At 62.3% G+C, this 24,486-nt stretch carries 21 protein-coding genes and 1 pseudogene; 11 read left to right on the top strand and 11 right to left on the bottom strand.

Annotated features, from left to right (window positions below; all coding sequences use genetic code 11):
- The first annotated feature begins 1 nt into the window (after nt 1).
- Nucleotides 2-1,531 (top strand): DHA2 family efflux MFS transporter permease subunit, encoded by a 1,530-nt coding sequence (locus AC0L18_RS27675; RefSeq protein ID WP_473495037.1) that lies wholly within the window; start codon nt 2-4, stop codon nt 1,529-1,531.
- A 133-nt stretch (nt 1,532-1,664) separates the two neighbouring features.
- Here the strand turns inward: AC0L18_RS27675 and AC0L18_RS27670 are convergent, their stop codons facing one another.
- Nucleotides 1,665-2,828 carry an IS4 family transposase gene (locus AC0L18_RS27670; RefSeq protein WP_473495044.1) on the bottom strand — a complete coding sequence of 388 codons (1,164 nt, stop codon included), beginning with the start codon at nt 2,826-2,828 and terminating at the stop codon, nt 1,665-1,667.
- Nucleotides 2,829-3,215: 387 nt separating this feature from the next.
- On the opposite strand from AC0L18_RS27670, the gene AC0L18_RS27665 reads away from it, so the two are divergent.
- Nucleotides 3,216-5,903 carry an EAL domain-containing protein gene (locus AC0L18_RS27665; protein WP_473495036.1) on the top strand — a complete coding sequence of 896 codons (2,688 nt, stop codon included), beginning with the start codon at nt 3,216-3,218 and terminating at the stop codon, nt 5,901-5,903.
- 69 nt (nt 5,904-5,972) lie between these two features.
- Here the strand turns inward: AC0L18_RS27665 and AC0L18_RS27660 are convergent, their stop codons facing one another.
- Together AC0L18_RS27660 and AC0L18_RS27655 are read right to left on the bottom strand one after the other, a co-directional pair.
- A complete protein-coding gene (locus AC0L18_RS27660) occupies nt 5,973-6,434 on the bottom strand; it encodes a CAP domain-containing protein (protein ID WP_245269160.1) in 462 nt (153 codons plus the stop codon).
- Nucleotides 6,435-6,687: 253 nt separating this feature from the next.
- Entirely contained in the window at nt 6,688-7,251 is a 564-nt protein-coding gene (locus AC0L18_RS27655) for a TetR/AcrR family transcriptional regulator (protein ID WP_091590887.1), read from the bottom strand.
- 75 nt (nt 7,252-7,326) lie between these two features.
- Between AC0L18_RS27655 and AC0L18_RS27650 the strand changes: the two genes are divergently transcribed.
- Nucleotides 7,327-8,148 (top strand): SDR family NAD(P)-dependent oxidoreductase, encoded by an 822-nt coding sequence (locus AC0L18_RS27650; protein ID WP_473495035.1) that lies wholly within the window; start codon nt 7,327-7,329, stop codon nt 8,146-8,148.
- A 60-nt stretch (nt 8,149-8,208) separates the two neighbouring features.
- Nucleotides 8,209-9,303: an alkene reductase gene (locus tag AC0L18_RS27645; protein ID WP_473495034.1), complete on the top strand. Its 1,095-nt coding sequence runs from the start codon at nt 8,209-8,211 to the stop codon at nt 9,301-9,303.
- 308 nt (nt 9,304-9,611) lie between these two features.
- On the opposite strand, the gene AC0L18_RS27640 is transcribed toward AC0L18_RS27645, so the two are convergent.
- Together AC0L18_RS27640 and AC0L18_RS27635 are read right to left on the bottom strand one after the other, a co-directional pair.
- Nucleotides 9,612-10,013 carry a hypothetical protein gene (locus AC0L18_RS27640; RefSeq protein ID WP_473495033.1) on the bottom strand — a complete coding sequence of 134 codons (402 nt, stop codon included), beginning with the start codon at nt 10,011-10,013 and terminating at the stop codon, nt 9,612-9,614.
- Nucleotides 10,014-10,440: 427 nt separating this feature from the next.
- Entirely contained in the window at nt 10,441-10,800 is a 360-nt protein-coding gene (locus tag AC0L18_RS27635; protein ID WP_023802257.1) for a winged helix-turn-helix transcriptional regulator, read from the bottom strand.
- A 106-nt stretch (nt 10,801-10,906) separates the two neighbouring features.
- Here AC0L18_RS27635 and AC0L18_RS27630 point away from each other — a divergent pair, with 106 nt between their 5' ends.
- A complete protein-coding gene (locus AC0L18_RS27630) occupies nt 10,907-11,611 on the top strand; it encodes a glutathione S-transferase family protein (RefSeq protein ID WP_473495032.1) in 705 nt (234 codons plus the stop codon).
- Nucleotides 11,612-11,670: 59 nt separating this feature from the next.
- Here AC0L18_RS27630 and AC0L18_RS27625 read toward each other — a convergent pair whose 3' ends face one another.
- Nucleotides 11,671-11,811 (bottom strand): hypothetical protein, encoded by a 141-nt coding sequence (locus AC0L18_RS27625; protein ID WP_167366313.1) that lies wholly within the window; start codon nt 11,809-11,811, stop codon nt 11,671-11,673.
- Between the two features lie 71 nt (nt 11,812-11,882).
- Here AC0L18_RS27625 and AC0L18_RS27620 point away from each other — a divergent pair, with 71 nt between their 5' ends.
- Entirely contained in the window at nt 11,883-12,710 is an 828-nt protein-coding gene (locus AC0L18_RS27620) for a DUF2189 domain-containing protein (RefSeq protein ID WP_287249790.1), read from the top strand.
- Nucleotides 12,711-13,047: 337 nt separating this feature from the next.
- On the opposite strand, the gene AC0L18_RS27615 is transcribed toward AC0L18_RS27620, so the two are convergent.
- Entirely contained in the window at nt 13,048-15,012 is a 1,965-nt protein-coding gene (locus AC0L18_RS27615; protein WP_473495031.1) for a TadE/TadG family type IV pilus assembly protein, read from the bottom strand.
- A gap of 387 nt (nt 15,013-15,399) precedes the next feature.
- Between AC0L18_RS27615 and AC0L18_RS27610 the strand changes: the two genes are divergently transcribed.
- Complete coding sequence (locus tag AC0L18_RS27610) at nt 15,400-16,260, top strand: TIGR01459 family HAD-type hydrolase (protein WP_473495030.1); 861 nt, start codon at nt 15,400-15,402, stop codon at nt 16,258-16,260.
- A gap of 43 nt (nt 16,261-16,303) precedes the next feature.
- Nucleotides 16,304-17,287, top strand: coding sequence for a bifunctional riboflavin kinase/FAD synthetase (locus AC0L18_RS27605; RefSeq protein WP_473495029.1), 984 nt, complete (start codon nt 16,304-16,306; stop codon nt 17,285-17,287).
- 112 nt (nt 17,288-17,399) lie between these two features.
- Here AC0L18_RS27605 and AC0L18_RS27600 read toward each other — a convergent pair.
- Nucleotides 17,400-17,954 (bottom strand): annotated as a pseudogene (locus AC0L18_RS27600) (HdeD family acid-resistance protein).
- Between the two features lie 329 nt (nt 17,955-18,283).
- Here AC0L18_RS27600 and AC0L18_RS27595 point away from each other — a divergent pair.
- Both AC0L18_RS27595 and AC0L18_RS27590 read left to right on the top strand, forming a co-directional pair.
- Nucleotides 18,284-19,189 carry an alpha/beta hydrolase gene (locus AC0L18_RS27595; RefSeq protein WP_473495028.1) on the top strand — a complete coding sequence of 302 codons (906 nt, stop codon included), beginning with the start codon at nt 18,284-18,286 and terminating at the stop codon, nt 19,187-19,189.
- A 209-nt stretch (nt 19,190-19,398) separates the two neighbouring features.
- Complete coding sequence (locus tag AC0L18_RS27590) at nt 19,399-20,211, top strand: MipA/OmpV family protein (protein ID WP_473495027.1); 813 nt, start codon at nt 19,399-19,401, stop codon at nt 20,209-20,211.
- Nucleotides 20,212-20,213: 2 nt separating this feature from the next.
- Here the strand turns inward: AC0L18_RS27590 and AC0L18_RS27585 are convergent, their stop codons facing one another.
- Genes AC0L18_RS27585 through AC0L18_RS27575 form a run of 3 tightly spaced genes read right to left on the bottom strand, consistent with a single transcriptional unit; the run spans nt 20,214 to nt 21,285 of the window.
- Complete coding sequence (locus AC0L18_RS27585) at nt 20,214-20,648, bottom strand: RES family NAD+ phosphorylase (RefSeq protein ID WP_473495026.1); 435 nt, start codon at nt 20,646-20,648, stop codon at nt 20,214-20,216.
- 3 nt (nt 20,649-20,651) lie between these two features.
- Complete coding sequence (gene parS / locus AC0L18_RS27580; RefSeq protein ID WP_473495025.1) at nt 20,652-21,032, bottom strand: type II RES/Xre toxin-antitoxin system antitoxin; 381 nt, start codon at nt 21,030-21,032, stop codon at nt 20,652-20,654.
- Between the two features lie 4 nt (nt 21,033-21,036).
- Nucleotides 21,037-21,285, bottom strand: coding sequence for a hypothetical protein (locus AC0L18_RS27575; RefSeq protein ID WP_287378015.1), 249 nt, complete (start codon nt 21,283-21,285; stop codon nt 21,037-21,039).
- A gap of 54 nt (nt 21,286-21,339) precedes the next feature.
- Between AC0L18_RS27575 and ileS the strand changes: the two genes are divergently transcribed.
- The gene (gene ileS, locus AC0L18_RS27570; protein WP_473495024.1) at nt 21,340-24,324 is read left to right on the top strand and encodes an isoleucine--tRNA ligase; all 2,985 of its coding nucleotides are present in this window, start codon (nt 21,340-21,342) and stop codon (nt 24,322-24,324) included.
- The last annotated feature ends 162 nt before the right edge of the window (nt 24,325-24,486 follow it).

Here is a 24,486-nt window from a genome sequence, read left to right as displayed (position 1 = left end):
CATGAGCACGCCAGAAGCCTTTCGCGAAGTGCCGCATCGCGGCCTGATCACCATTGCGATCATGCTGGCGACAGTCATGCAGGTGCTCGACACCACCATCGCCAATGTCGCTCTGCCGTCGATGGTCGGCGACCTTGGCGCGTCGGCCGACACCATCAACTGGGTGCTGACCTCCTACATCGTTGCCGCCGCCATCATGACGCCGGTGACCGGCTGGCTGGCCGACCGCTTCGGGCGCAAGGAGCTGTTCCTGACGGCGGTGGTCGGCTTCGTCGTCTTCTCCATGCTATGCGGCGTGGCATGGAGCCTGGAGACCATGGTGCTGTTCCGCCTGATGCAGGGCGTGTTCGGCGCGGCGATCGTGCCGCTGTCGCAGACCTTCCTGCTCGACATCAACCCGAAGGAACGCCACGGCCAGGCGATGGCGATCTGGGGCGCCGGCATCATGGTCGGGCCGATCATCGGCCCGACGCTGGGTGGCTGGCTGACCGAGAGCTTCAACTGGCGCTGGGTGTTCTTCATCAACCTGCCGATTGGCATCATCGCCTTTCTCGGCATGGCCGCCTACCTGCCGAACATCGCCAGACGCGTGCGCGGCTTCGATTTCTTCGGCTTTGCCATGCTCTCGCTCGGCGTCGGCGCGCTGCAGCTCATGCTCGACCGTGGCGGCGATGCCGACTGGTTCTCCTCGGCCGAGATCTGGATCGAGCTTGGCCTCGCCATTTCAGGTTTCTGGATGTTCACCATTCATCTGCTGAGCGCCGAAAACCCGTTCATCGACCCGAAGATATTCCTGGACCGCAATTTCGCGACCGGACTGGTCTTCATTTTCATCATCGGCGTCATCCTTCTGGCCAGCCTGGCGCTGCTGCCGCCGATGCTGTCGACGATCTTCGGCTACCCGACCATCACCACCGGCGTGGTGATGGCGCCGCGCGGCGTCGGCACGATGATCTCGATGCTCGTCGTCGGGCGCATCATGCACAGGATCGATGCCAGGCTGCTGGTGATGATCGGACTGGGGCTTACGGCGCAGTCGCTTTACACGATGTCGGGCTTCTCGCCGCAGATGGACAACTGGCTAATCCTGACCTCGGGCGTCATTCAGGGCCTCGGGCTGGGCCTGGTCTTCGTGCCGCTCTCCACCATTGCCTTTGCCACGCTCGATGTGCGCTTCCGCACCGACGCTACGGCGCTGTTTTCCCTGGTGCGCAACATCGGCTCGTCGATCGGCATCTCGATCGTTTCGGTCATGCTGGTGCGCAACACGCAGATCAACCACGCCGAGCTCTCGGCCTATATCAATCCGTTCAACCCCAACCTGTGGGCGGCCTCGCCGGCGGCGGCGGGCGGCGATCCGGCGGCGCTGTCGCAGATCGACGGACTGGTCAACCAGCAGTCGCTGATGATCTCCTACATCAACGACTTCAAGCTGATGATGGCGGTGACGCTGGTGGCTTTCCCGCTGGTCTTCCTGCTGCGCAAGCCGCAGAAGGCTTCAGCGGCTGCACCCGCCGCGCCTATGGACTGACCTCTGGGACCGGCGCAGCGGGCCGAACCGCCTGCCGAGATTTCACCGGCAGGATCGGCGATCTTCTGCGATGGGGCCTGCACGAGATTGGCTCCCCCTTCTCCCCTTGTTGTGCAGGGCTGTCCGGGGAAAGTTATTCATATACGAAGGCCATCTGATTGGGAGACGCTCGGTCCCTTGGGCGGCTTGGATTGACCGGTGGCGGCTTCTCGATGGTGTGCATTTTCCGCCGCCCGAACAAGTATTGAGCGACCAGTTCTGTGAACCTCAAGATTGGAATAGTGACGCGGCGGGTGCGCGCGATAATGCGCAGCAGTGCAAAGGCGATCATTGCGGCAAAGAGTTGCAGGCGGATTGCATTGCTGCTGTTGCCGAGGAACTTGCGGATCTTGAGGTGCTGCTTGATCCAGCGGAACAGAAGCTCGATTTGCCAGCGGCCTTCGTAGAGCTGTCCAATCTCGACGGCGGAGCGCTCCAGATCGTTGGTCAAAAGCGTGATGGTGTCGCCCTCTTCGCGCTGAACGCGCAGGCGACGCAGCCGCATCGGCAGCTTGCAAACGCCCTTGCTGACCAGGCTTACCTCACTGTCTTCCACAACCAGGAAGCCGTCGCCCTGCGGCTCGGCTACAGGGCGATCGCGCACCAGCGCCAGCCCCATGTTGGATTTGGGCCGCGTCACGAAGATCGATCCGGCTTCGGCGATCGCCGTCCACCAGCCATAATGGCAGTAGCCCTTGTCGAACACGTAGGTCGCTCCAGCTTCGATCGTGATCTGGCGACCGACCTGGGCGTCGTTGACGTTGGCGTCGGTGATGTCGAGGACGCGCGGACTGTCGGTCTTCGGGTCATAGACGACATGCACCTTCATGCCGCGGATGCGCCCATTCGACTTGGCCCAATCGCACAGTTTGCCGAGCGGAACGGGGGTCGAGTCGATCAGCCGCAGCATTGCTTCGCCCTCGCGCCGCGTTTGCCTGTCGAGCAGGTTCGCCACCAGACCGAACGCCTCGGCAAAGATGGCGACCGGACGCCGTCGGTTGGCATCCGACAAGGTCGAACGTATCAACGGACCGCTGCCCAGGTGATAATGATGCTGGCTGTTGGCGTTCCAGCCGGCTTCCAGGCCACGCAAGCTGCTGCTGCCGCAGAACTGGGCATAGATCAGCGCCACCAGATGATCCCAGCTTCTGAACGATTTGTCGTACGCATCCCCGTCGTGGTGATCCACAATTGCTTGGAATTGACGCCGATCGATGGGTTCAAGAAGCTGCCCGAAGATGCTAGGTGCAAAGCGCATGCCCCGTTCCTTTTCTGAGTCTCGACAACCAGAGAGAAGACGGACAAACCCCGTTTTACGGGGCATGCACATGTGGCATTTCGATTCACTCAAAACTTTCCCCGGACAGCCCTGCTTGTTGTGGGAGAAGGTGGCCGCGAAGCGGCCGGATGAGGGGTGCTCCAGCTTGGAACCGACAGCACTCCGGCCAGCATCCCTCAACCGTCTCGGCGCTGCGCGCCGATCCACCTTCCCCACAAGGGGAGAAGGCAAGAACTGCGCCATGCCACCGGTCGGCATCGACCCGGTTCACCTGCCATTAGTATATCTGGACCACTATGCGGTCGCTTAGCTTGCAGCGAGCTTTCATTGCTTTGCGCCAGGCGCGCCGAACCGGAGGAACTGTGTTTGGTCACGAAACCATCGAGGCAAGCCGCCCAAGCGCCCGAACCGACCGAGCTTGCCACGCTGGCCAAACTGGCGGGCTCCTCGTACGAGACGCTCGAGCGCGAACTCAGGGCTACGATCGCAACACTTGAGCAGCAGGCGCTGCGATTCGAGACGGCGATCGACAACATCTCGCAAGGCATCTGCTTTTTCGACGCCGCTGAACGGCTGATCCTGTGCAACCGCCGCTATGCGGAAATTTACCGCATCGCACCCGAACACTTGCGTCCCGGCCGGACGCTGGGCGAAATCGTCGAACGCCGCATCGCTGCCGGGACATCCGCGATGGCCAGCGACGCCTATCTCGCATTTGCCCGGGCGGTCAATTCGGGCACGACTTTGAGAAACTGGACCGCCAATCTCACCGACGGCCGGACAATTCAGATCTGCCACCAGCCGATGCCTGACGGCGGATGGGTGGCCACGCATGAGGACATAACGGAGCTCACCGCCAATCGCCTGATCGTCGACGAGCGCATCTCGCTGCAAACGCTGATCGACTGGGTGCCCGACTACCTGTGGGTGAAGGACACCGAAAGCCGCTTCGTCGTCGCCAACAGGGCCATTGCTTCCGACAGCGGCAAGGCCAAAACCAGTGACATGATCGGTTTGACCGATTCCGATCTTCATGCCCCCGAGCTTGCGCAGAAGTTTCGCGCCATCGAGCAAGGCGTGCTGCGCAGCGGACAGCCGATGATCGATGAGGAAGAGTTCGTTGTCGATGCGTCAGGCGCCGGCAAATGGTTTTCGTCGACGAAGGTGCCGTTGCGCAATGTTCAAAACGATGTCTTCGGTCTGGTCGGCATCGCCCACGACATCACCGCCCGCAAGCAAGCGGACACCCTTCGAGACGGGCAGGCGCAGATACTGGAAATGATCGCGACGAGCGCCCCGCTCGAAGATGTGCTCGACTGCCTCATGCGCCTCGCCGAGTCTCAGTTGACGGGGATATTCGGTTCCGTCCTGTTGCTCGACAAGGATGGCAGCCACTTGCGGCACGGCGCCGCGCCGAGCTTGGCAAAGGCCTATACAAGCGCCATCGACGGGATCGCCGTCGGCCCCAAAATGGGATCCTGCGGAACCGCTGCCTACCGGCGCGAGCCGGTCATTGTCGCGGACATCATGCACGACCCGCTTTGGCACGATCACTGCGAATTGGCGGCGGCCTATGGCTACCGTTCGTGCTGGTCGACCCCGATCCTGTCGCACCAGGGCGCTGTGCTGGGCGCCTTTGCCATGTACTCGACGACCGTGCGCGAGCCGACCGCGGCCGAGACCCGGCTCATCGATTTCACGACGCGTATTGCCGGGATCGCCATCGAGCGCAAGCTGGCCGAAGATCGGATCCACTTCATGGCCAACCATGATGTGCTGACCGGACTGCCCAATCGCGCTCTGCTTGAGGACCGGCTTTCGCAGGCGATCCTCTACGCGCAGCGATACGATCGCTGGGTGACGGTGGTGTTCATCGATCTGGACAATTTCAAACTCGTCAATGACACGCTTGGCCACAATGCCGGGGACGAGCTGTTGAAGACCGTAGCCGGCCGTATCGTCGAGCGCGTAAGGGCGACCGATACGGTCGTGCGGCTTGGTGGCGACGAATTCGTCGTCGTTCTGTTCGATCAACCGACGAATGTCGATCTCATCTCCGAGACCCTGCAAGCAATTCGGGCGGCGATTGCAGAGCCGGTTCAGCTCGGAGCACATCGGCTGAGGGCGACGGCCAGTATCGGCATCGCCAGCTACCCCAAGGATGGGACCAACCCCGACACGCTGCTGGCCAATGCCGATGCGGCCATGTATCGCGCCAAGGAATTCGGCCGCGACAATTTCCAGTTCTACGCTCCCGAATTCAACACCAGAGCGCATGAGAAATTCGTGCTTCAGGAGGACTTGCGTAACGCCCTGGCCCGTTCGGAATTCACGCTGTTTTATCAGCCTCAGGTCGACCTTCGGTCGGGCCACGTCTTTGCCGTCGAAGCGTTGCTTCGCTGGAATCATCCGACGCGCGGCATGATGGCACCGAACGCCTTCATTCCGACGGCCGAGGAGACAAGTCTGATCGTGCCGATCGGCGATTGGGTCCTGCACGAGGCCTGTCGGCAGAACAAGGCATGGCAGGATGCCGGCCTGCCGCCGATGACCGTCTGCGTGAATGTGTCGACGCGGCAATTCAGGGAAAAGAACCTGATCGGCCGTGTCGCCGATGCCCTGAAAGTCAGCGGTCTGGAGGCCAGATATCTCGAGCTGGAGGTGACCGAAAGCCTGATCATGCAGGATATCGACCTGGCGGTCGCAACGATGAATCAGCTGCAAAACCTGGGCGTTCAGATCTCGATCGACGATTTCGGAACAGGCTACTCCAGCCTCAGTGCGCTCAAGACCTTTCCAGTGGCGCGGCTGAAAATCGACAAATCGTTCATCAACGATATCGCTGCTGACGAAAACGACCAGGCTGTCGCCAGCGCCGTAATATCATTGGGTCAAAATCTGAATCTGAGGGTCATCGCCGAGGGCGTCGAGACGGACGATCAGGTGGCCTTCCTGCGCAAAAACAACTGCGATGAAATGCAGGGCTATCATTTCAGCGAGCCGGTTTCGGCCCCCGACATCGAGAAAATGCTCAGTGGCGAACCCATGGATTGACGGGTCGACCATGATCTCCTCAGCCAAGGCGGCATTGCCGCCAGCGCGGATTGCCCTGTGCCCGCGTTGCTATTTGCCCAGGACAAGGCTCCAGTAACGCCGCGAGCTGTCGCGGCCGTCCCGCACATAGGCCAGGCCGAAGCGGGTGAAGCGCGGGTCGAGCATGTTGCGGCGGTGGCCGGCCGAATGCATCCAGATGTCGAACAGCTTCTGCTGATCGAAACGGCCCTCGGCGATGTTTTCGGCGGCAGCACCGGCAATGCCGTTGCCCTTGACGCGCAAAGCAAATCCCTTGCCCCAGCCGGTCGAGTGGGTCATGCGGCCGCCGCGCGCCATATAGCCGGACTGCTGCAGGGCTGCCTGTTCGAGCTGACGGTCGGGGACAAGCGGTTCGAGGCCGGCTGAGGCGCGGATGCCCGCCAGCGTGCCGACGGCGGAGGCGGAGACCCCGGCGCCTTCGCCGGTGGGCAGCACAGTGGCACAAGCGGCAAGCCCGGCCAGCGCGGCAAGGCCGGCAGCTCTAAGCAGCATTCGCCTGTTTGGCGTCGGGCGCGTTTCGTCAGGGCGGGGTTCTAGGGATGGTTGATTGGCGGTGCCGGTGAGCGTCATGCCTGCCTGACATAGCGGCAATAGTGGCTTTTGCCGGGCAAGGCGTTCAGAAATCTCGCTCGCTGCCCCCTTAGCCGTCCGCGAACTCCGCTGATGCGCGCTGCGGCGCGATAGTCTCCAAGCTTGCCGCCCACCCACCGCCGGTAGCCGCATTGCTCAAGGGCGCTCCTGGCGGCTATCTGGCAGACACCTGGCTGATCCCGGTATCGATCCAGGCACGCGTCTGTTCCAGAACTTCATCCGAAAGCGCAGGATCGTCGATAGCCCGGGCGAGGATCACTGCCCCCACCATCGCTGCCCAGCATCCGATCGCTGTGCGGCGTCTGTCTGCCGGATCCAACTCCGGCAGCGTCTTGCCGATATGGTCGATCTGCGAGCGAAGGCCTTCGGTCATGGCCGAGCGGGCAGCCGGGGTCTGATGGCGGATGTCCGCAACAAGGCCCGCTGTCGGGCAACCACCGGCGGCATTGTCGCGATGCCGGGGCGAAAGATAGTCATCCACATAGGCGCGAAGGTCGCCCCCTCCGCTTGAGTCCGCGGCGAGGACATGGGCAAGGGTTTGGGCGATCAGGTCGTCCTTCGAGCTGAAATGGCCATAGAAGCCGCCATGGGTGAACCCGGCGGCTTTCATCACCTCCGCCACGCTGACCGCGTCGAACCCCTTGTCGCGAAACAGCCGGCTGGCAACATCCAGAATTCGGCGGCGGTTCTCCGCCATCTGTTCTCGACTGACCTTCATTTCAAAATTCTCCGCCGGCGCCGTTGACATTTACATGATGGGCATCATATTTACAATGCAATCATGATGATCGTCATGAATATAGAGTCCATCAGCGAAAAGAGCAATGCCATGACCATTCCGTCAGTCCTCATAACCGGCGCCTCCACCGGCATCGGAGCCGCCTATGCCGAGCGCTTCGCGCGCCGCGGGCACGACCTTGTGCTGGTTGCCCGTGACACGGCACGAATGGAGGTTCTGGCCGCCCGTCTGCGTCAAGAAGATGGCGTGGCGATCGACATCATCCAGGCTGATCTTACGCAGCCTGCCGAGCTTGCAACGGTAGAGACGAGGCTGCGCGACGACGCCCGCATCGGGATCCTCGTCAACAATGCCGGAACGGCCATCGGCGGAAGCTTCATCGAGCAGAGCACCGATGACGTCGCGCGGCTGGTTGCGCTCAACACCACCGCGCTTCTGCGGCTAGCCAGCGCCATCGCCCCGCGTCTTGCGGCGGCCGGCGAAGGGGCGATCGTCAACATCGGCTCGGTGGTCGGCCTGGCGCCGGAGTTCGGTATGACGGTCTACGGCGCAACCAAAGCCTTCGTGCTGTTTCTGTCGCAAGGACTCAGCCTCGAGCTCGCGCCGAAGGGCGTCTACGTCCAGGCCGTGCTTCCCGCCACGACGCGAACGGAGATCTGGGGACATGTTGGGGCCGACGTCAACACGCTTTCCAACGTGATGGAGGTCGACGATCTGGTGGATGCGGCGCTGGTCGGCTTCGACCGCCGCGAACTGGTGACCATCCCGCCGCTACCCGATGCCGGGCAGTGGGACGCGCTTCAGGCCGCACGCCAGGCCATGCTTCCGAACTATCGGAACGAACATCCCGCCGAGCGGTACCGCACGGTCGCCTGAGCATCAACGAACCCGTTTCGATAAACGACCCGCCGCGGCGGGGACAAACAAAGGTGATCCATGACGAGCACAACGCTGTTTGAGCCCTATACTCTCGGCTCGCTGACCCTCTCCAATCGTATCGTCATGGCGCCCCTGACGCGCAATCGCGCCGGCCCGGGTTTCGTTCCAGGCGATCTCGCCGCGCAGTATTACGGCCAGCGCGCGTCGGCCGGCCTACTGATTTCCGAGGCCACGCAGATCTCGCAGCAGGGACAGGGTTACCAGGACACGCCCGGCATCTACTCCCAGGCTCAGATCGGCGGCTGGCGCAAGGTCACCGACGCCGTGCACGCCAAGGGCGGGCGGATTTTCCTGCAGCTCTGGCATGTCGGTCGCGTCTCGCACGTCGACCTGCAGGAGAACGGCGCCGCGCCTGTCGCGCCCTCGGCGATCCGGGCCGCGACCAAGACCTTCGTCGGCAACGGCTTTGTCGACGTTTCGGAGCCCCGCGCACTCGAACTGGATGAATTGCCGGGCATCGTGGAGGATTTCCGCAAAGCAGCTGCGAACGCCATCGAGGCCGGCTTCGATGGCGTCGAGATTCACGGCGCCAACGGCTATCTGCTGGACCAGTTCGCCAAGGACGGCGCGAACCTCCGCACGGATGCTTATGGCGGATCGGTCGAGAACCGCGCCCGGCTGATGCTGGAGGTTGCGACTGCGGTGGTCGAGGAGATCGGCGCTGACCGCACCGCCATCCGGATTTCGCCCGTCTCGCCCGCCAACGGCGTCTCGAGCTGCGCCCCCCAGGCACAGTTTGACTATATCGTCGATCAACTCGATGCTTTGGGCATCGTCTACATCCATGTCGTCGAGGGCGCCACGGGCGGATCGCGCGATGTCGCGCCGTTCGACTTCGGATCGCTGCGCCGGCGCTTCAACAACACCTATATCGCCAATAACGGCTATGACCTCGAACTCGCCGCGTCGCGGCTCGCCGACGGCAAGGCGGACCTGTTCGCCTTCGGGCGACCGTTCATCGCCAATCCCGACCTTGTGGAACGGCTGCAGACGCGCGCGCCGCTGGCCGTGTTCGATCAGGCGACGCTCTATGGCGGCGGCTCCGCTGGCTATACCGACTATCCCGCGCTCGCCGCTTCAAGCCGGCCATGAGCGATCAGGGTGCCGCGCCCGCGCGGCCATCCCACGCCGACAGCAGCGCCGCCGCCTTCGCCTGTAGGCAGCACGGTGGCGGCAAGGCCGCCTGCCTGAGATAAGCGCAATCCTGGCGGCCAAATCAATCGGGCGTGGATTGTTCCACGCCCGATCAAATCAGCGCTCGGGAGTTCAGTCCCTCGGTATCCCCGGCAGGGGCGAGCCAGAGCCCGACTGATCCAGCCCGACTGATCCTTTTATAGCAAGCAGCCTCGTCGCTTAACGGTGGCACCGCTCATCCCGGAGAGTAACCATGGTGCTCCCAGTTAGAGGCCGAAAGCTTCCAGTGAGAACTCGCCACTGCTTTCGTCTAGTTGAATGACCTTCACCTGCATCTTTGTCGGAGCGCATTCCTTAATTGATCTCGGTTTGGCATTCTTGTCCTTCGCGATAGCGATGATCACCTTTACCCACCCGTCGCAGTGATCGAGCGCCCACCTGAGGTTTTCCATCAACTCGTAGTAGCCACGACTGGTTTTGCTGTCAGCCCAAATAGGCCCGCGCTCGTAAACAAGACGACCGTCTGCCGATTTTTTGAACTCGTCCTGCCAAAGGGTAACCGCAACGGTCTTGGTCCCCTCATTTCGAGCCGACCAACTCCACTGCACGTTAACCGGAGCTGTACCGAAATGCGCAAAGGCCGCAGTGTGCGTGTATTTCTTCGGCATGTGTCTCTCCCACCGTCATCGCGAGGTAAGCACCATTGCTCAGGCCCCACAAGCCCCCAGTCGACAGCCCACCAGGTATTGCGACAGGAAGCATGGCCAAGCACCTGCGGTCGGTTGTCGCCGAGCAATACCGCGGCATCTATAGCGCCCTATGGCGATGCCGGTTGGTCCGATCGCGGTCCGGTGGCCGGTTTCCGAGGTTCGCGCCGAGGTGAAGCAATGGGCGGACACATCGGAGGACAGGGGCGTCTGCGAATGGCCGCTTCAACCAAATGCCCACCCATAGCGTCGGTCGGCATTCGGCCCATTGCGGACACCACTCGACTGGTCGTCTCCGGCGCTCCCTCCGGTATCCGGCCCGGACGGCAGATCCGACCCAAAAGCGGTTGTCCAGCCTCGGGCACCAACCTCAGATTTTCCCCACTGCCTACTCCGCCGCCACCAGCCTTGGCGCCGATGAGACCCGGCCGGCCCGATCGTCCTCGGTATCTTCCCACCAGTCGCCCAGGGCGTCGATGAGCGGCACAAGCTTGAGACCCGCTGCGGTGAGATCATAGTCGACGCGTAGCGGATAGCCGGCATGCGCCGTTCGCCGCACGATCCCGGCTTCCTCCAGCTTGCGCAGTTCCAACGCCAGAATGCGGTGCGACACGGTCGGGTTGTCACGCCTCAGGTCGCTGAAGCGCTTGGTCCCGTCCTTGAGATAGTAGAGCAGCAAGGTCGGCCAGCGACCGCTGAGCACACGCATGGCCTCTTCGATCGGGCAGCTTGAGACGACATCTTTCATGGCGGATCCTGGTTACAAAATAGTGCGTAATTTACATGGGACGACCAGCGTTTAGGGTCAAGCTTCGCTGCGCAGCGTGATCCCTGAACATGGAAGAGACAAAGAAATGGAACCTATCCTCCTTTACGGCGTCCCGGCGGGAAGTTCGATGGGGCTCGTCGCTGCTTTTGAACGCTTCGGACAGCCCTACCGCCTGTGCCGCGTCGACATGCTCACCGAAATGAAGAACGACGCCTATGCCCGCATCAACGGCCGTCAGGAAACGCCAGTGATGATCACCGACGAAGGCAGAGTGCTCACCGAGACCATGGCGATTGCCGCTTGGCTGGAAGCCCGCGATACGCAACGTCGCATCAGCTTCGACCCGCGCTCGCCGGAAGCCGACCGGATGCATCAGCTGATGGCTTTCGTGAACACCGGTTTCACCGCCGCTTTCACCCCGCTCTGGGCTGCCTATGAAATGGAATCGGCCGAACCGGCCCTGCTGGCGACCTTGCGTGACTTTGGCCGCCAGGCTGTTGCCGAACGCCACGACCGGCTTGAGGCGATGATCGTCGACACCGACTTTCTGGTCGGCGACCGCCTGACGCTGGCAGATACCACGTTGATCGGCGTGGCACGTTGGGCGGAGTTCCACCAGGCGGTCGACGGCGCCGCCTATCCCAAGCTGGCAGCGCTGCGCCGCCGGATCGAAAGCGATCCGGACGTGCGATACGCGCAGGCCATTGAGGACGGCGAAACGCCGGCGGGTTCGGGTGCCTGCCTTGGCCACGTTCCGCTGGCCGAGGTGATTGAACGCTTTGGTGCCTAATGCATGTCGCGCAAAAGTGTGCGGCGGTTTTGCGATAACGACATGCATAAACAAACAACCTAAAGCGCGTCGCAATGAATCCATTCAGCCGCGACGCGCTTTAGCACACGCCAGCGGCGCGGCACGAACACGGCCTGTGCCGCGCCGCGCATGCTCAATCCCACCCGATTCGCGACAAGCACATCGAATTCGGCTATCATGCCATCGCTCTTGAAGTGGCAGCTACGGGCGGCCATCCTGGCGGTGGCCCCCTGAATGCGGGAGAATGGGTATGGCCAGCTTTCATGTCATGTCGGACGCGCGTGGGATGCACGTGCAGCCCAGGGTGCGCCGCATCACCACGGCGGACCTGATCGATGTGCTGCGGCTCGGCGTCGAGGATTTTTGGGCAAAGCCATCGCATTACGTCTTCCTGTGCCTGATCTATCCGGTGGTCGGATTGATCCTGGCGCAGTGGACGACATCCGGCGCCTACGCCATCCAGCTGCTTTACCCGCTGATGTCCGGCTTCGCCCTGCTTGGACCGTTCGCCGCGATCGGCCTCTACGAGATCAGCCGCCGCCGCGAGCTCGGCATGGACACGTCCTGGTGGCACGCCCTCGAGGTGCGCCACTCGCCGGCGCTGCCGGCGATCGCGGTCATCGGCATCATGCTGGTGGCACTGTTCCTGCTCTGGCTGTTCACCGCGCAATCGATCTACTCCAGCCTGTTCGGCGCTCAGCCGCCGGCCTCGATCGGTGGCTTTGTGCGCGAGGTGCTGACAACGCCCAAAGGCTGGACGCTGATCCTGCTCGGCAATGCGGCCGGCTTCGTCTTCGCCGCGATCGTGCTGGCGACGACCGTCGTCGCTTTCCCGCTGCTGCTCGACCGCGATGTCGGCGCGGTCTCGGCGATCGAGACCTCGGCACGGGCGGTGATGACAAACCCGCTGCAGATGGCGCTGTGGGGCCTGATGGTCGCCGTGCTGCTGGTCATCGGCTCGATCCCACTGTTTGCCGGGCTCGCCGTCGTCATGCCCGTGCTTGGCCATGCGACGTGGCATCTCTATCGCAGGCTGGTCGAACCAGAGCGGGCGCAGCCGGACCGGCGGCCGATGTAGGCGGAAGTGGCGTTTGGCACTGCGTGTCGGTCGCCATCCGGACATCTCCTCACGCGGGGGGAGATCGCCGCCGAGGTTTTCGCTCTACGATGTACCCCCACCCCTAACCCCTCCCCACAAGGGGGAGGGAGACTTCCGTTGGCGCCGACCTCGGCAGATTGCCTGCCTTTCGGCGCCAAAGGCGAGGTTAAAGGTGCGCGGCAGCGTTCCCTCCCCCTTGTGGGGAGGGTTAGGGTGGGGGTCCATCTTTGCAAGAATCCCTATGTGGTTGTGCTGCGCGTGAAAGAGGGTCCCTTAAGTCACCAGTTCCATCGCCTTCAGCCGACCCCCACCGCCTTCAGCCGACGATGCGCAGGTTCGACAATTCGTTAGCGATTTCCCTAAAATTGTCCGACAGCGTCGCCCCGGTCGCGTTCCAGAACAGCTTGGCCGGCTTGGTCGGATCGGTGGGATCCTTGCGGAAGCGCGAGTCCGAGGAGCAGGCCTTCAGCGCGTCGAGTGCTTTCTTGTCGCCGGCATCGGTGGTCGACAGGTCGAGCGCAACGGTCATGACGAGAACGTTCGAATTCTTCGCGTTGCCGCAAAGGGTCTGCATCTGCTCGTCCAGCGCGGCGGTGTAGTTGGCGCCGGTGTAGGTCGTCTTGCCGATGTCGGTGCTTGTGTTCATGAACAGGCGCGTCACGCTTCCAGACCCCGGATATGTCAGGCCGGTGTAACCGTAAGCGGCGTAGGTCGACCTGTTATTGGCATAGCCGCTGTCGCTGACGGCGCTGTAGGTATTGGCGCCGTCGGTCAGCACGATGACCACCTTGTCGTTGCCTCTTTCAGCGTTCGGCCGGCCCTCGGTGAAAGGTTCGTTGCTCGACACCGTCCGCCAGCCCCAGGCAAGGCCTTCCGGCACGTTGGTGTTGCCGTTCGGCGCCATGGCGTCGATGGCGTTGTCGATCTCCTCTTTCTGGGCAAGCTGGGTCACGTCTTTGAGCGGTGTGATCGGGTTGGTCGTGCAGGACGAATTCGGGCCGTCGCCCGAGGTCGCCGACTTCGAGCCGTAAGGCTTGACCAGGAAATATTTGCGCATGTCCGACTGCCGCTGCGAAGCGGTTGGGCTGTCGGTGTAATAGGGCCAGTCGGCCCACCAGTTGTTGCCGTAGCCGTAGGACAGAGAGGTCACGTCGTTAGCGCCGTCGCGGTTAAAATCGAGCCAGAGGGTGCCGGCCTCGTCGGGCGCAAACATCGGCACGAACAGCGTGGCAGGCGCGGCGGTGCTCGGCGTCGTGTCGTCGTTGTTATAGGGGTACGGCCTCGCCTCCACGCAACCCTGCCAGCTCGCATAGCGGCTGGTGGTGTAGATATATTCCGGGGTGGTCCAGTGGCCGGTCCGGCAAGTGCCGTTTTTCCTGTATTGATCGCAGATGTACTGCCTGCTGTTGGGCACTTCTTCGCGACCGGATTCGACCGTCATGTCGGCGAAGAGGCTGAAGCGGGTCAGTGGTTGATCCTCGGTGTCGCCCCAGCCGGTGCCGCGTTTGTACCAGACGCCGTTGAGCTTTTCGGCGTATTTGTCCGGATCGTCGGCGGCGGTCATCTTCGCCCAGTCGAAATCCTCGTGCTGGATCGGGGAGATGCCGTCCTGGTCCATCCAGCTATCCAGGTCATGGGTGGGACCGACATTGACCGAAGCAGCGAACGGCACGAGGGAGAACTGCACCGGTTTGCTGACCTGCTTCATCTGCTGTGCCTGCAGCGCCAGCGTATCGACAAGCTGCTTGGCGGCAGTCTTCAGCAGGTCTATTCGCCTCGCGCCGGTGCCGGAACCGAGTTCGTTCATCGAGCCGGAATTGTCGAGCACCAAAGCGACTTCCAGCGTGTTCTTGAGACGGATTTCCGAGCAATCCGTGAAAGTTGTAGCGCCGCTGGTGGTCCCGCCGCCCAGCAGCATGGCGGCGGCCGGCAGAAAATAGGGGTGATAGGTCAGGGCGCTGCAGAGCTTCAACGTGCCGCCACCCGCATTGCTGTTGGGCAGGGTGACGGTAAGCGACGTGTTGGCCGGATCGACGGGGCCGAGATTGGTTTCGAAGAAAGTCTTGGCGTAGGCCCTGGCGGCGTCGTCGGTTGCGCCGGAGACGACCTGCTGAGCCGTGGCGAGGCCGGCCGCGTCCAAAGCGTTCAACGTGGCGTGCTTCTGACGCAGCAGTTCCGAGTAATCGACGCTGAGCGCCACTCCGCCCATCAGAGGCACCATCGTGATGACCGTCATCAGCGTATAGTTGCCACGCCGGTCCCTACCGAATTTTCGGATCATTGTCTTCAGCCCCTCGCCAAAACCCCTAGTCGGCGAAAGATGCCATCAATCCTTAAATTTCAGATTGCTGAAAAACATCCAAGATCGGCTTGCTTTTTCAAGGCTCGTTAACCACGCCGCCGATGCCGGCATTGCTGCGCGCGGCTGGACCGGCCGCCGAAGCCTTCAGAATGGGGAAGTCTCGGCAAGAGCGGCTTGCGCGTTTGCCTTCGTCAGTGCCAAGGCGATCCTGAAACCTGGGCAATCCTGAAACCAGGGCAATTCTGAAAAATGTGAAAGCTGGTGACAGGGTCAAGTGCTTCGGTTAATGCGAACCTGCCGCGGTGGACCCCTGTCGCGGCGGACGTCGGCGGCGACGCTCGCAACCATCATGATTTGGGAAACGATATGGCGGACTCGCCCGATATCATCGGCTCGCTCGCGGATTTGTCGGGAGCCTATTGTGCCATCCTGTGCGACGTCTGGGGTGTGGTCCACAATGGCGAACGGCATTTTCCGGCCGCGGCTCTGGCGCTGGGCACCGCGCGCGAGGCGAAGATACCTGTCGTGCTGATCACCAATTCGCCGCGCCGCAGCGCCGATGTGGTGGCGCAGATGAATGCGATCGGCGTTCCCTCTGCGGCCTATGACCGCGTCGTCACCTCCGGCGACGTGACCCGCGACCTGATCATGGAAGGCCCGCGAAAAATCTTCCACATTGGCGCCGATCGCGATTTCACGCTCTATGACGGGCTTGATGTCGAGCTGGTCGAGGAGTTCGAGGCGTCCGGCGTGGTCTGCACCGGGCTGTTCGACGACGAGGTCGAGAAGCCGGAGGACTACGCCGATCTTCTGCGGCGGCTGCGCGCCAGGAACCTGCCCTTCATCTGCGCCAATCCCGATATTGTGGTCGAGCGCGGCGAGCGGATGATCTGGTGCGCCGGGGCGCTGGCCCGCGACTATGCCCAGCTCGGCGGGCGCACGCTGATTGCTGGAAAACCTTATGCCCCGGTCTATGACGTCGCGATGAAGGAGATCGCCGACCTGCTCGGCCGCCCGGTCGAGCGCTCGGACGTGCTGGCCATCGGCGACGGCATGATGACCGACATCAAGGGTGCTGCCGACAATGGCTTCGACGTGCTCTACGTGTCGGGCGGCATCCATGCCCGCGACTACGGCGATGCGCTACAACCGGATCCGGCCAGGCTGATCGCCTTTCTGGAAAGGCATGGCTACCGGCCGGTCGCGATCATTCCGAGACTGCAGTAGGCTCGCTCGATGACGGAAGCCTCGAAATGACGCAAGCCCCGAAATGACTGAAGCCTTCGAACGCGTTTCTGCCATCTCGCCGCTGCCGGCCCATTTGCGGGGTGGCGTGGTAGCGATCGGCAATTTCGACGGTGTGCACCGCGGCCACCAAGCCGTGCTCGAACGCGCGCTGGCCGAGGCCCGCCGGCGCGGCGCGCCGGCGCTGGTGCTGACCTTCGAGCCGCATCCGAGAAAGGTGTTCCGGCCCGAGATTCCGCTGTTCGTGCTGACACCGCCGCCGATGAAGGCAATGCTGCTGTCTCATCTGGGCTTTGCCGCACTCGTCGAGCAGCCGTTCACGCGCGCCTTCGCCGCACTGTCAGCGGAAGCGTTCGTGACCGATGTGCTCGACGGCAATCTCGGCATCATCCACGCCGTGACCGGCTTCGACTTCCACTTCGGCAAGGACAGGCAAGGCGGACCGGCCTATCTGATGGCGGCCGGCGAACGCCACGGCTTCGGCGTCACCCTGGTTGACGCCTTTCGCGACGAAGGCGCCGAGGTGGTGTCGTCGAGCCGAATCCGGGCGCTGCTGTGCGAAGGGGCAGTGGCGGAGGCCGCCGGCCAGCTCGGCTACCGCTTCACGGTCGAGAGCGAGGTGATCGGCGGCCAGCAGCTTGGCCGGACGCTCGGCTTTCCAACCGCCAATATGAGGCTTTCGCCGGAAGCCAATCTGAAGGAAGGGATTTACGCCGTCCGCTTCCGCCGCGCCGACGGCACGCTTCATGATGGTGTTGCCAGCTTCGGCCGCCGCCCGACCGTCGATGACAACGGCACGCCGCTTCTGGAAACCTTCGTCTTTGACTTCGCCGGCGATCTCTACGGCGAGCTATGCGCGGTGTCCTTCTTCGGTTTCCTGCGCGCCGAGGTGAAGTTCGACGGGCTCGACGCGCTGGTCGCGCAGATGAAACGCGACGAGGCCGAGGCGAGGGCGCTGCTTGCCGGCGTCAGCCCGCTGTCCGAGCTCGACGCGGCCGTTGCTTTCTAAAGCATGATCCCGAAAAGTGGGAACCGGTTTTCGGAAAAGATCATGCTAAAACAAAGCATGATCCCGAAAAGTGGGAACCGGTTTTCGGAACAGATCATGCCAAACCAAGGACCTATTTTTTCAGCGCCAGGCCGACCGCAATGAAGGCCCAGCCCTGGAAGATCAGGTCGACGGCGAGAAACAGCCCCAGCACCCATACGCTGTTGACTGGCCAGCCCATGGCGATGACCAGGCCGGCCAGCGCGCTGATGACGCCGGCCGCAACCAGCCAGCCCCAACCTTTTTCCGGCCTGTGCCTGTACCCGACCCAGGCCCTGAGCACGCCTGATGCGAGAAGGGCGACCGCCAGCAGGAAGGTCAGCACCGCCGACGCCAGCAGCGGGTTTTAGAAGGCGAAGAACCCGGCGACGGCATAGAGAAGACCACTGAGCAGCCAGTAGAAAAACCGGGTCCATGTCTTCACACCGAAGGCATGCATGATCTCGATGATTCCGGCCATCAGCATCAGCCAGCCGACGACGTAGATCGAGGCGACAGTGGCGATGAACAGATTGCCGAAGGCGATGCCGCCGAGGATCAGCAGCAGAACGCCGAGCCCGACGAACCATCCCCATTTCGCCCGCGTCTGACCGATTGCATCTTTCAAGGCATCGCCGTGCAGTGTCATCGCCCTTCTCCCTCAGGTTACCATTGCCGGCTTGGAAGGTAACGCTGACAGGCTTGCCGGTAAAGCGAGCAGGATGCGAGCGCCACACCCCGAGCGATCGCTTGCCAGACGTGGCTAGACCCGAAGCGGCCAAATATCAGACGTAATATTCGACCATGTGCGGCGGCAGTGCTAAAGCATGACGAGCGGGTTCTGGACGACTGTCGTCCTCTTGTCTTCGCCATGGCGCAAACGAAAGCGGTGGCCCAGCGCTGGCTGTGACGCCTTATTGGATGACGTGAGGCTGCTGCTGTCGCCCGTTTTTATGCTTGATGAGGCTAGGGAAGCAAATGAGCGACGTGGACGAAAGCCTCGATCTGAGGGAGATTAACGGAGTGCGCAGTTTGCTGACGTCAAAGCCACGACCGGTGGGCTGGGACGAACGCCGGGCACGGCTCGACGAGGTTGGTTCGGTCTGGCCGATTGCGGACGACGTCAGATGTGAGAATGCGGTTTTCGACGGCCTCGAGGGAGAGTGGTCGCTAGCGCCTGAGAGTGACAGCGATAAGGTTCTGCTCTTTTTCCATGGTGGTGGCTACTGCTCCGGCTCGCTCAAAAGTCATCGTCGAATGGTGACCGAGGCAGGTCGAGCAATGGGAATGCGCACCCTCGCGATCGACTATCGACGCGCACCGGAACATCCTTTCCCTGCGCAACATGAAGACGCACTCACCGCATGGCGCTTTCTGGGGCGGCAAGGGATCGCGCCGGATCGCATCGTGGTTGGCGGCGACAGTGCGGGCGGCAACCTCACCTTATGCCTGGTCAGTATATTGTGCGCGGCAGGGGAGCGGTTGCCGCGATGTCTTTGGCTGGTTTCGCCCTGGACGGACCTCTCGATGTCTGGCGCGACGCTATCGACTAAGGACGCAATCGACCCTATCGTCCACCGGGCGTATTTGGAGGAACTGGCCACCGCCTATGTTCCCCATGGCGTTGGTCGGCGCGATCCCCTGATCTCGCCATTGTTTGCCGATCTGAGCGGATTTCCCCCAATGCTGATACAGGTCGGTTCGGCCGAGGCGCTGTTGTCGGACGCAACTCGGCTCGCGCAAGCCGCTGGCGCGGCTGACGTCAAAGTACGTCTCGAAATTTGGCCGTATATGATTCACGCTTGGCCGGTTTGGAATGCAGGATTGAGTGCCGGTCGCCGCACTCTTCACAGCGCGGGAAGCTTTGTCCGCGGATTTTTGTAACTCTTGGGTGAGCAGCCAGGGTCACACGGCTATTGCCAAAATCCAAAAAGCAGCCGAGACATTCCAGAGTGGGAAGCCCGTTGGCAGCTGCTAGCGCATTTTCAGAAACGCCGCCGATGTTTCGGACATTAAGCCAAATTTTACTGAACTGGCGCCATGGCTTGCGAAGGCTGGTTGTATCGCCAACCTGTTCGACTTATGGAGTAATGATGCGTTTTGTCCGAGCGAATCCGGTGGTTCTGGCCGCCTTCATACTTGGGGCCACCGGTGCCGCCGAAGCCGCCGATGGGGCCTTGGGCTGGCTGTCTGGCGACTGGTATCTGACAGTCGGCGCCACCGGCCTGGTCGCCCCCGATTTCGAAGGCAGCAAGAACTATATACTCAGCGCCCAGCCGATCATCTCGCTCGGCAAGGCCGGTCCTGCGGCCCGCTTCACCTCGCGCAACGACAACATCTCGCTGGGGTTGATCGACGAAGGCGGCTTCCGCGCCGGCCTGGCCGGAAAAATCCTGTTTTCGCGCGATGGCGACGACGCCGACGAACTGAGAGGCCTCGACCCGGTGCGCTGGGGCGGCGAGGCCGGCGGCTTCTTCGAATTCTATCCTTTGGACTGGTTGCGCGCCCGCGCCGAATTGCGGCACGGCATTCGCGCCCATAACGGCTTCGTCGCCGACATCGCCGCCGACGCATTCCACGATGTGACGCCGGAGGTCAGGATTTCGGGCGGGCCGCGCGTTTCGTTCGCCTCGTCGGATTATTTCGACGCCTATTACGGCGTCGACGCCGGGGAAGCCATAGCGTCGGGCCTCAGCCGGTACCGACCGGACGGTGGCGTGAAATCGGCGGGCCTCGGCGGCGCGGTGACGTGGAAAGTGACCGAGCCGATGACGGCCAGCCTGTTCGCCGAATATTCGCGGCTGATGGGCCCGGCGGCCGATTCCAGCCTGGTCAAGGAGCGCGGCTCAAGGGATCAGTTCACGATCGGCGTGTCGACGACCTATCGCTTCGATTTCTCGATGTGAGCCTATCCCAGTAGTCGCGTATCGACCGGATGGGTCGTGGCGCTAACGATACGGATGCCGTCGCGGGCCAGCAAATCCGGATTAAGAAGATAGTTCCTTGTGAACGGGACAATTGCACAAGGGACTTCCATGACCGCCTGGGTGGCAGCAGCGACAAAGTTCGTCCCGAGCCGTTGTGTCATGGACAGATCGTCCTTCCAGTCATCGGGCAAACCGGGAGACATGATGGCAATGTCGTCCGGCATTTCGATCTCTAGAAGCTGATAGGTCTGGGGCATGTCTTCCGCGTCGACATGCACAAGTATCTCGAGAAGTGCCGTGGCCGGGTGATCGGCGCAGTAGACAATTGGTGTCCCCATGACATGCCAACGGCCGCCGCTGACCAAACCGCCGACACCCAGCAGGTCGGCGTAGCCGGAAATGCGCCAGATCCGCATATGTCAGGCAAAGATGCCATGGTCGATGCGATGGAGCTCTTCTTCCACCAGCGCTGCACCCGTTTCTGACTGCAAGAGGTTAATAGGTGTCTCGTCAAGCACCCTGCTGTGCTTGCGCAGCCAACGCTGCGCCTTTTCGTGATTGCCGAAAACCCGATCCGCTATCGCCGAAATCCGTTCAAGCCGCATGACGCGGTCGGACTCGGCGATCGTCAGTGTCTCGTTTCGCTCCTTGCGACGCGCTAATGTCCGTCGCGGGCCGACGATCTTGTAGATTTCGTCATTGCTGAAGCCGCGTTGGCGAAGTCCTTCGACCCTGGTGACATGAACGAGAAACCGTTCCGTTGCCGTGTCCTGGATACCTTTGATGTGCAAGCTGGACATTATTTTAACTCCGCTGCCATTTGCCCAAAGACATAGGCGCAACTGGCACATGAAGCAAGGAGGCGTTCGCGAGTTCGGGCTTTTCAATGGGGCCGGCCTCGTCTAAAAGCCCGGTCATGACGCAGTTTCCTCGCGCGCTCGCGATTGCGATACGAATTACAAGCCCGGTGTTCCGGGCGGCCTGAGCGCCGCCGGAGCCGCCGGGAATTTTGCGCGCGGCCTCTCGCGCTTTTTCCAGATCATGATAGTTCAACGCCCGGGCTCTTTGCCGGGCAATGCATATGGCAGACCAATGACCGATACGCCGATGACCGACACTGTTGAAACGATCGACTACTCCAAAACGCTTTACCTGCCGCAGACGGATTTTCCGATGCGTGCCGGCTTGCCGGAGAAGGAGCCGCTGCTGGTCAAGCGCTGGCAGGAGATGGAGCTTTACCGCAAGCTGCGCGAAAACGCCGCCGGCCGCGAAAAATACGTGCTGCATGACGGCCCGCCCTACGCCAACGGCAACATCCATATCGGCCATGCGCTGAACAAGATCCTCAAGGACGTCATCACCCGCTCGTTCCAGATGCGCGGCTACGACTCGAACTACGTGCCCGGCTGGGATTGCCACGGCCTGCCGATCGAATGGAAGATCGAGGAGCAATACCGCGCCAAGGGCAAGAACAAGGACGAGGTCCCGGTCAACGAGTTCCGCAAGGAATGCCGCGAGTTCGCCGCGCACTGGATCAAGGTGCAGGGCGCAGAGTTCCAGAGGCTCGGCGTCGTCGGCGACTTCGACAATCCCTATACGACGATGGCGTTCCATGCCGAGGCGCGCATCGCCGGCGAGCTGTTGAAATTCGCCATGTCGGGCCAGCTGTATCGCGGCTCGAAGCCGGTGATGTGGAGCGTGGTCGAGCGCACCGCACTGGCCGAGGCCGAGGTCGAATACCAGGACTATGAGAGCGACACGATCTGGGCGAAGTTTCCGGTCGTCAGCCTCGCTCGTCAGGTCACCAACGTCGAAGATGGGCAGCCAGCCTTGGATCCGAGGCTGACGCAGACGTCACTGGACTTGCTGGAGGCCGATGTCGTTATCTGGACGACCACGCCATGGACCATCCCCGGCAACCGTGCCGTCAACTATTCGCCACGCATCAACTATGGCCTCTACGAGGTCACTGCGGCCGAGAATGCTTTCGGCCCGCAGCCTGGCGAAAGGCTGATCTTTGCCGAAGCGCTGGCGGAAGAGGCTGCGACCAAAGCCAAGGTGACGATGGACCGCCTCCGTAGCATTTCGGCCGAAGAGCTTGGAAGCCTTACGCTTTCTCATCCCTTCAAAGGTTTGAATGGCGGCTATGAATTCGACGTCCCAATGCTCGCCGGCGAGCATGTCACCGACGAAGCCGGCACCGGTTTCGTCCACACGGCGCCGGGCCATGGCCGCGAGGATTTTGACGCCTGGATGGACGCTGCGTCAGATCTTCGCCAGCGCGGCATCGACACAGCGATCCCGTTCACCGTCGACGATGCCGGCTTCTTCACCAAGGATGCGCCAGGCTTCGGCGCGGACCGCGAGGGCGGTGCGGCGCGCGTCATCGACGACAACGGCAAGAAGGGCAATGCCAACCAGGCGGTCATCGACGAGCTGATCAAGCGCAATGCGCTGTTCGCGCGCGGGCGGCTGAAGCATTCCTATCCGCATTCGTGGCGGTCGAAGAAGCCGATCATCTTCCGCAACACGCCGCAATGGTTCGTCTTTATGGACAAGGAGCTCGGCGACGGCACGACACTGCGCAGCCGTGCCCTGAAGGCGATCGACGACACCCGCTTCGTGCCGGCCGCCGGCCAGAATCGCATCCGCGCCATGATCGAGGAGCGCCCCGATTGGGTGCTGTCGCGCCAGCGCGCCTGGGGGGTGCCGATCGCCGTCTTCGCCGATGCCGACGGCAACGTCCTGCGCGACGAGGCGGTCAACCAGCGCATCATCGACGCCTTCGAGGAGGAAGGCGCGGACGCCTGGTTTGCGGCCGGCGCCAAGGAGCGTTTCCTCGGCAATCACGATGCCTCGAAATGGCAGCAGGTTATGGACATCCTCGACGTCTGGTTCGATTCCGGCTCGACCCATGTCTTCACCCTGGAGGATCGTCCGGATCTGAAATGGCCGGCCGACGTCTATCTCGAAGGTTCCGACCAGCATCGCGGCTGGTTCCACTCCTCGCTGCTCGAAAGCTGCGGCACCAGGGGCAGGGCGCCTTACGACACCGTCGTCACCCATGGTTTCACCATGGACGAGGAGGGGCGGAAAATGTCGAAGTCGCTCGGCAATACCGTCGTGCCGCAAGACGTCATCAAACAGTCGGGCGCCGATATCCTGCGGCTATGGGTGGTGACCACCGACTACTGGGAAGACCAGCGGCTCGGCAAGAACGTGCTGCAGACCAACATCGACGCCTACCGCAAGCTGCGCAACACCATCCGCTGGATGCTGGGCACGCTTGCCCATGACGATGGCGAGGACGTGCCGCTGGACAAGATGCCGGAGCTGGAGCGGCTGATGCTGCACCGGCTCGCCGAACTCGATGAAGTCGTGCGGGCGGGCTACGACGCCTTCGAGTTCAAGCGCATCACCCGCACGCTGCTCGACTTCATGGTGGTCGAGCTGTCGGCCTTCTATTTCGACATCCGCAAGGACGCGCTCTACTGCGAGGCGCCGTCCAGCGTGAAGCGCAAGGCGTCCGTGCAGGTGGTGCGCCATCTGTTCGACTGCCTGGTGAAATGGCTGGCGCCGATGCTGCCCTTCACCATGGAGGAGGCCTGGCTCGACCGTCATCCGGACGCCGTCTCGGTGCATCTCGACCAGTTTCCGCAAATCCCGGTCGGCTGGAAGAACGAGGCGCTGGCGGAAAAATGGCGCAAGGTGCGGCAGGTTCGCCGCGTCGTCACCGGCGCGCTGGAAATCGCGCGCGCCCAGAAGGTCATCGGCTCGTCTCTGGAAGCGGTGCCGGTCGTCACGCTCGATGATGCGGCGCTCGAAGCGGCGATATCGGATGTCGACATGGCCGAAATGGCGATCACCAGCGATCTGGTCATTGCGCATGGCAACGCGCCTTCCGGCGCCTTCACTCTGGACGACGTCAAGGGCGTCGCCGTGGTGGTCGAGAAGGCCGAGGACCGCGGCCTGCTCAAATGCGCGCGCTCATGGCAATACACGGCCGATGTCGGGCAGGACAAGGAATTCCCCGACGTTTCGGCGCGGGACGCGGCGGTGCTGCATGAATTGAAGGCGCTTGGTCGTATATAAGGCGGTGCACAAATGCCACGGCGGGCGGCTGATCGGCCTCGGCTCGTTGCCCTTAACGAGTGGTTGAGATAAACACGCGAAACTCCGGACGACAAATTGTCGCCGGATTTCCGTCGGAAGAGCATAGGCGATGGGGACCGGACCTTTGGCCGGCGGCGATCG

Source organism: Mesorhizobium sp. WSM4819 (assembly GCF_055811215.1).
Note: the sequence above shows the minus strand (reverse complement) of the source record. Positions and strands in the feature narration are given on the sequence as shown.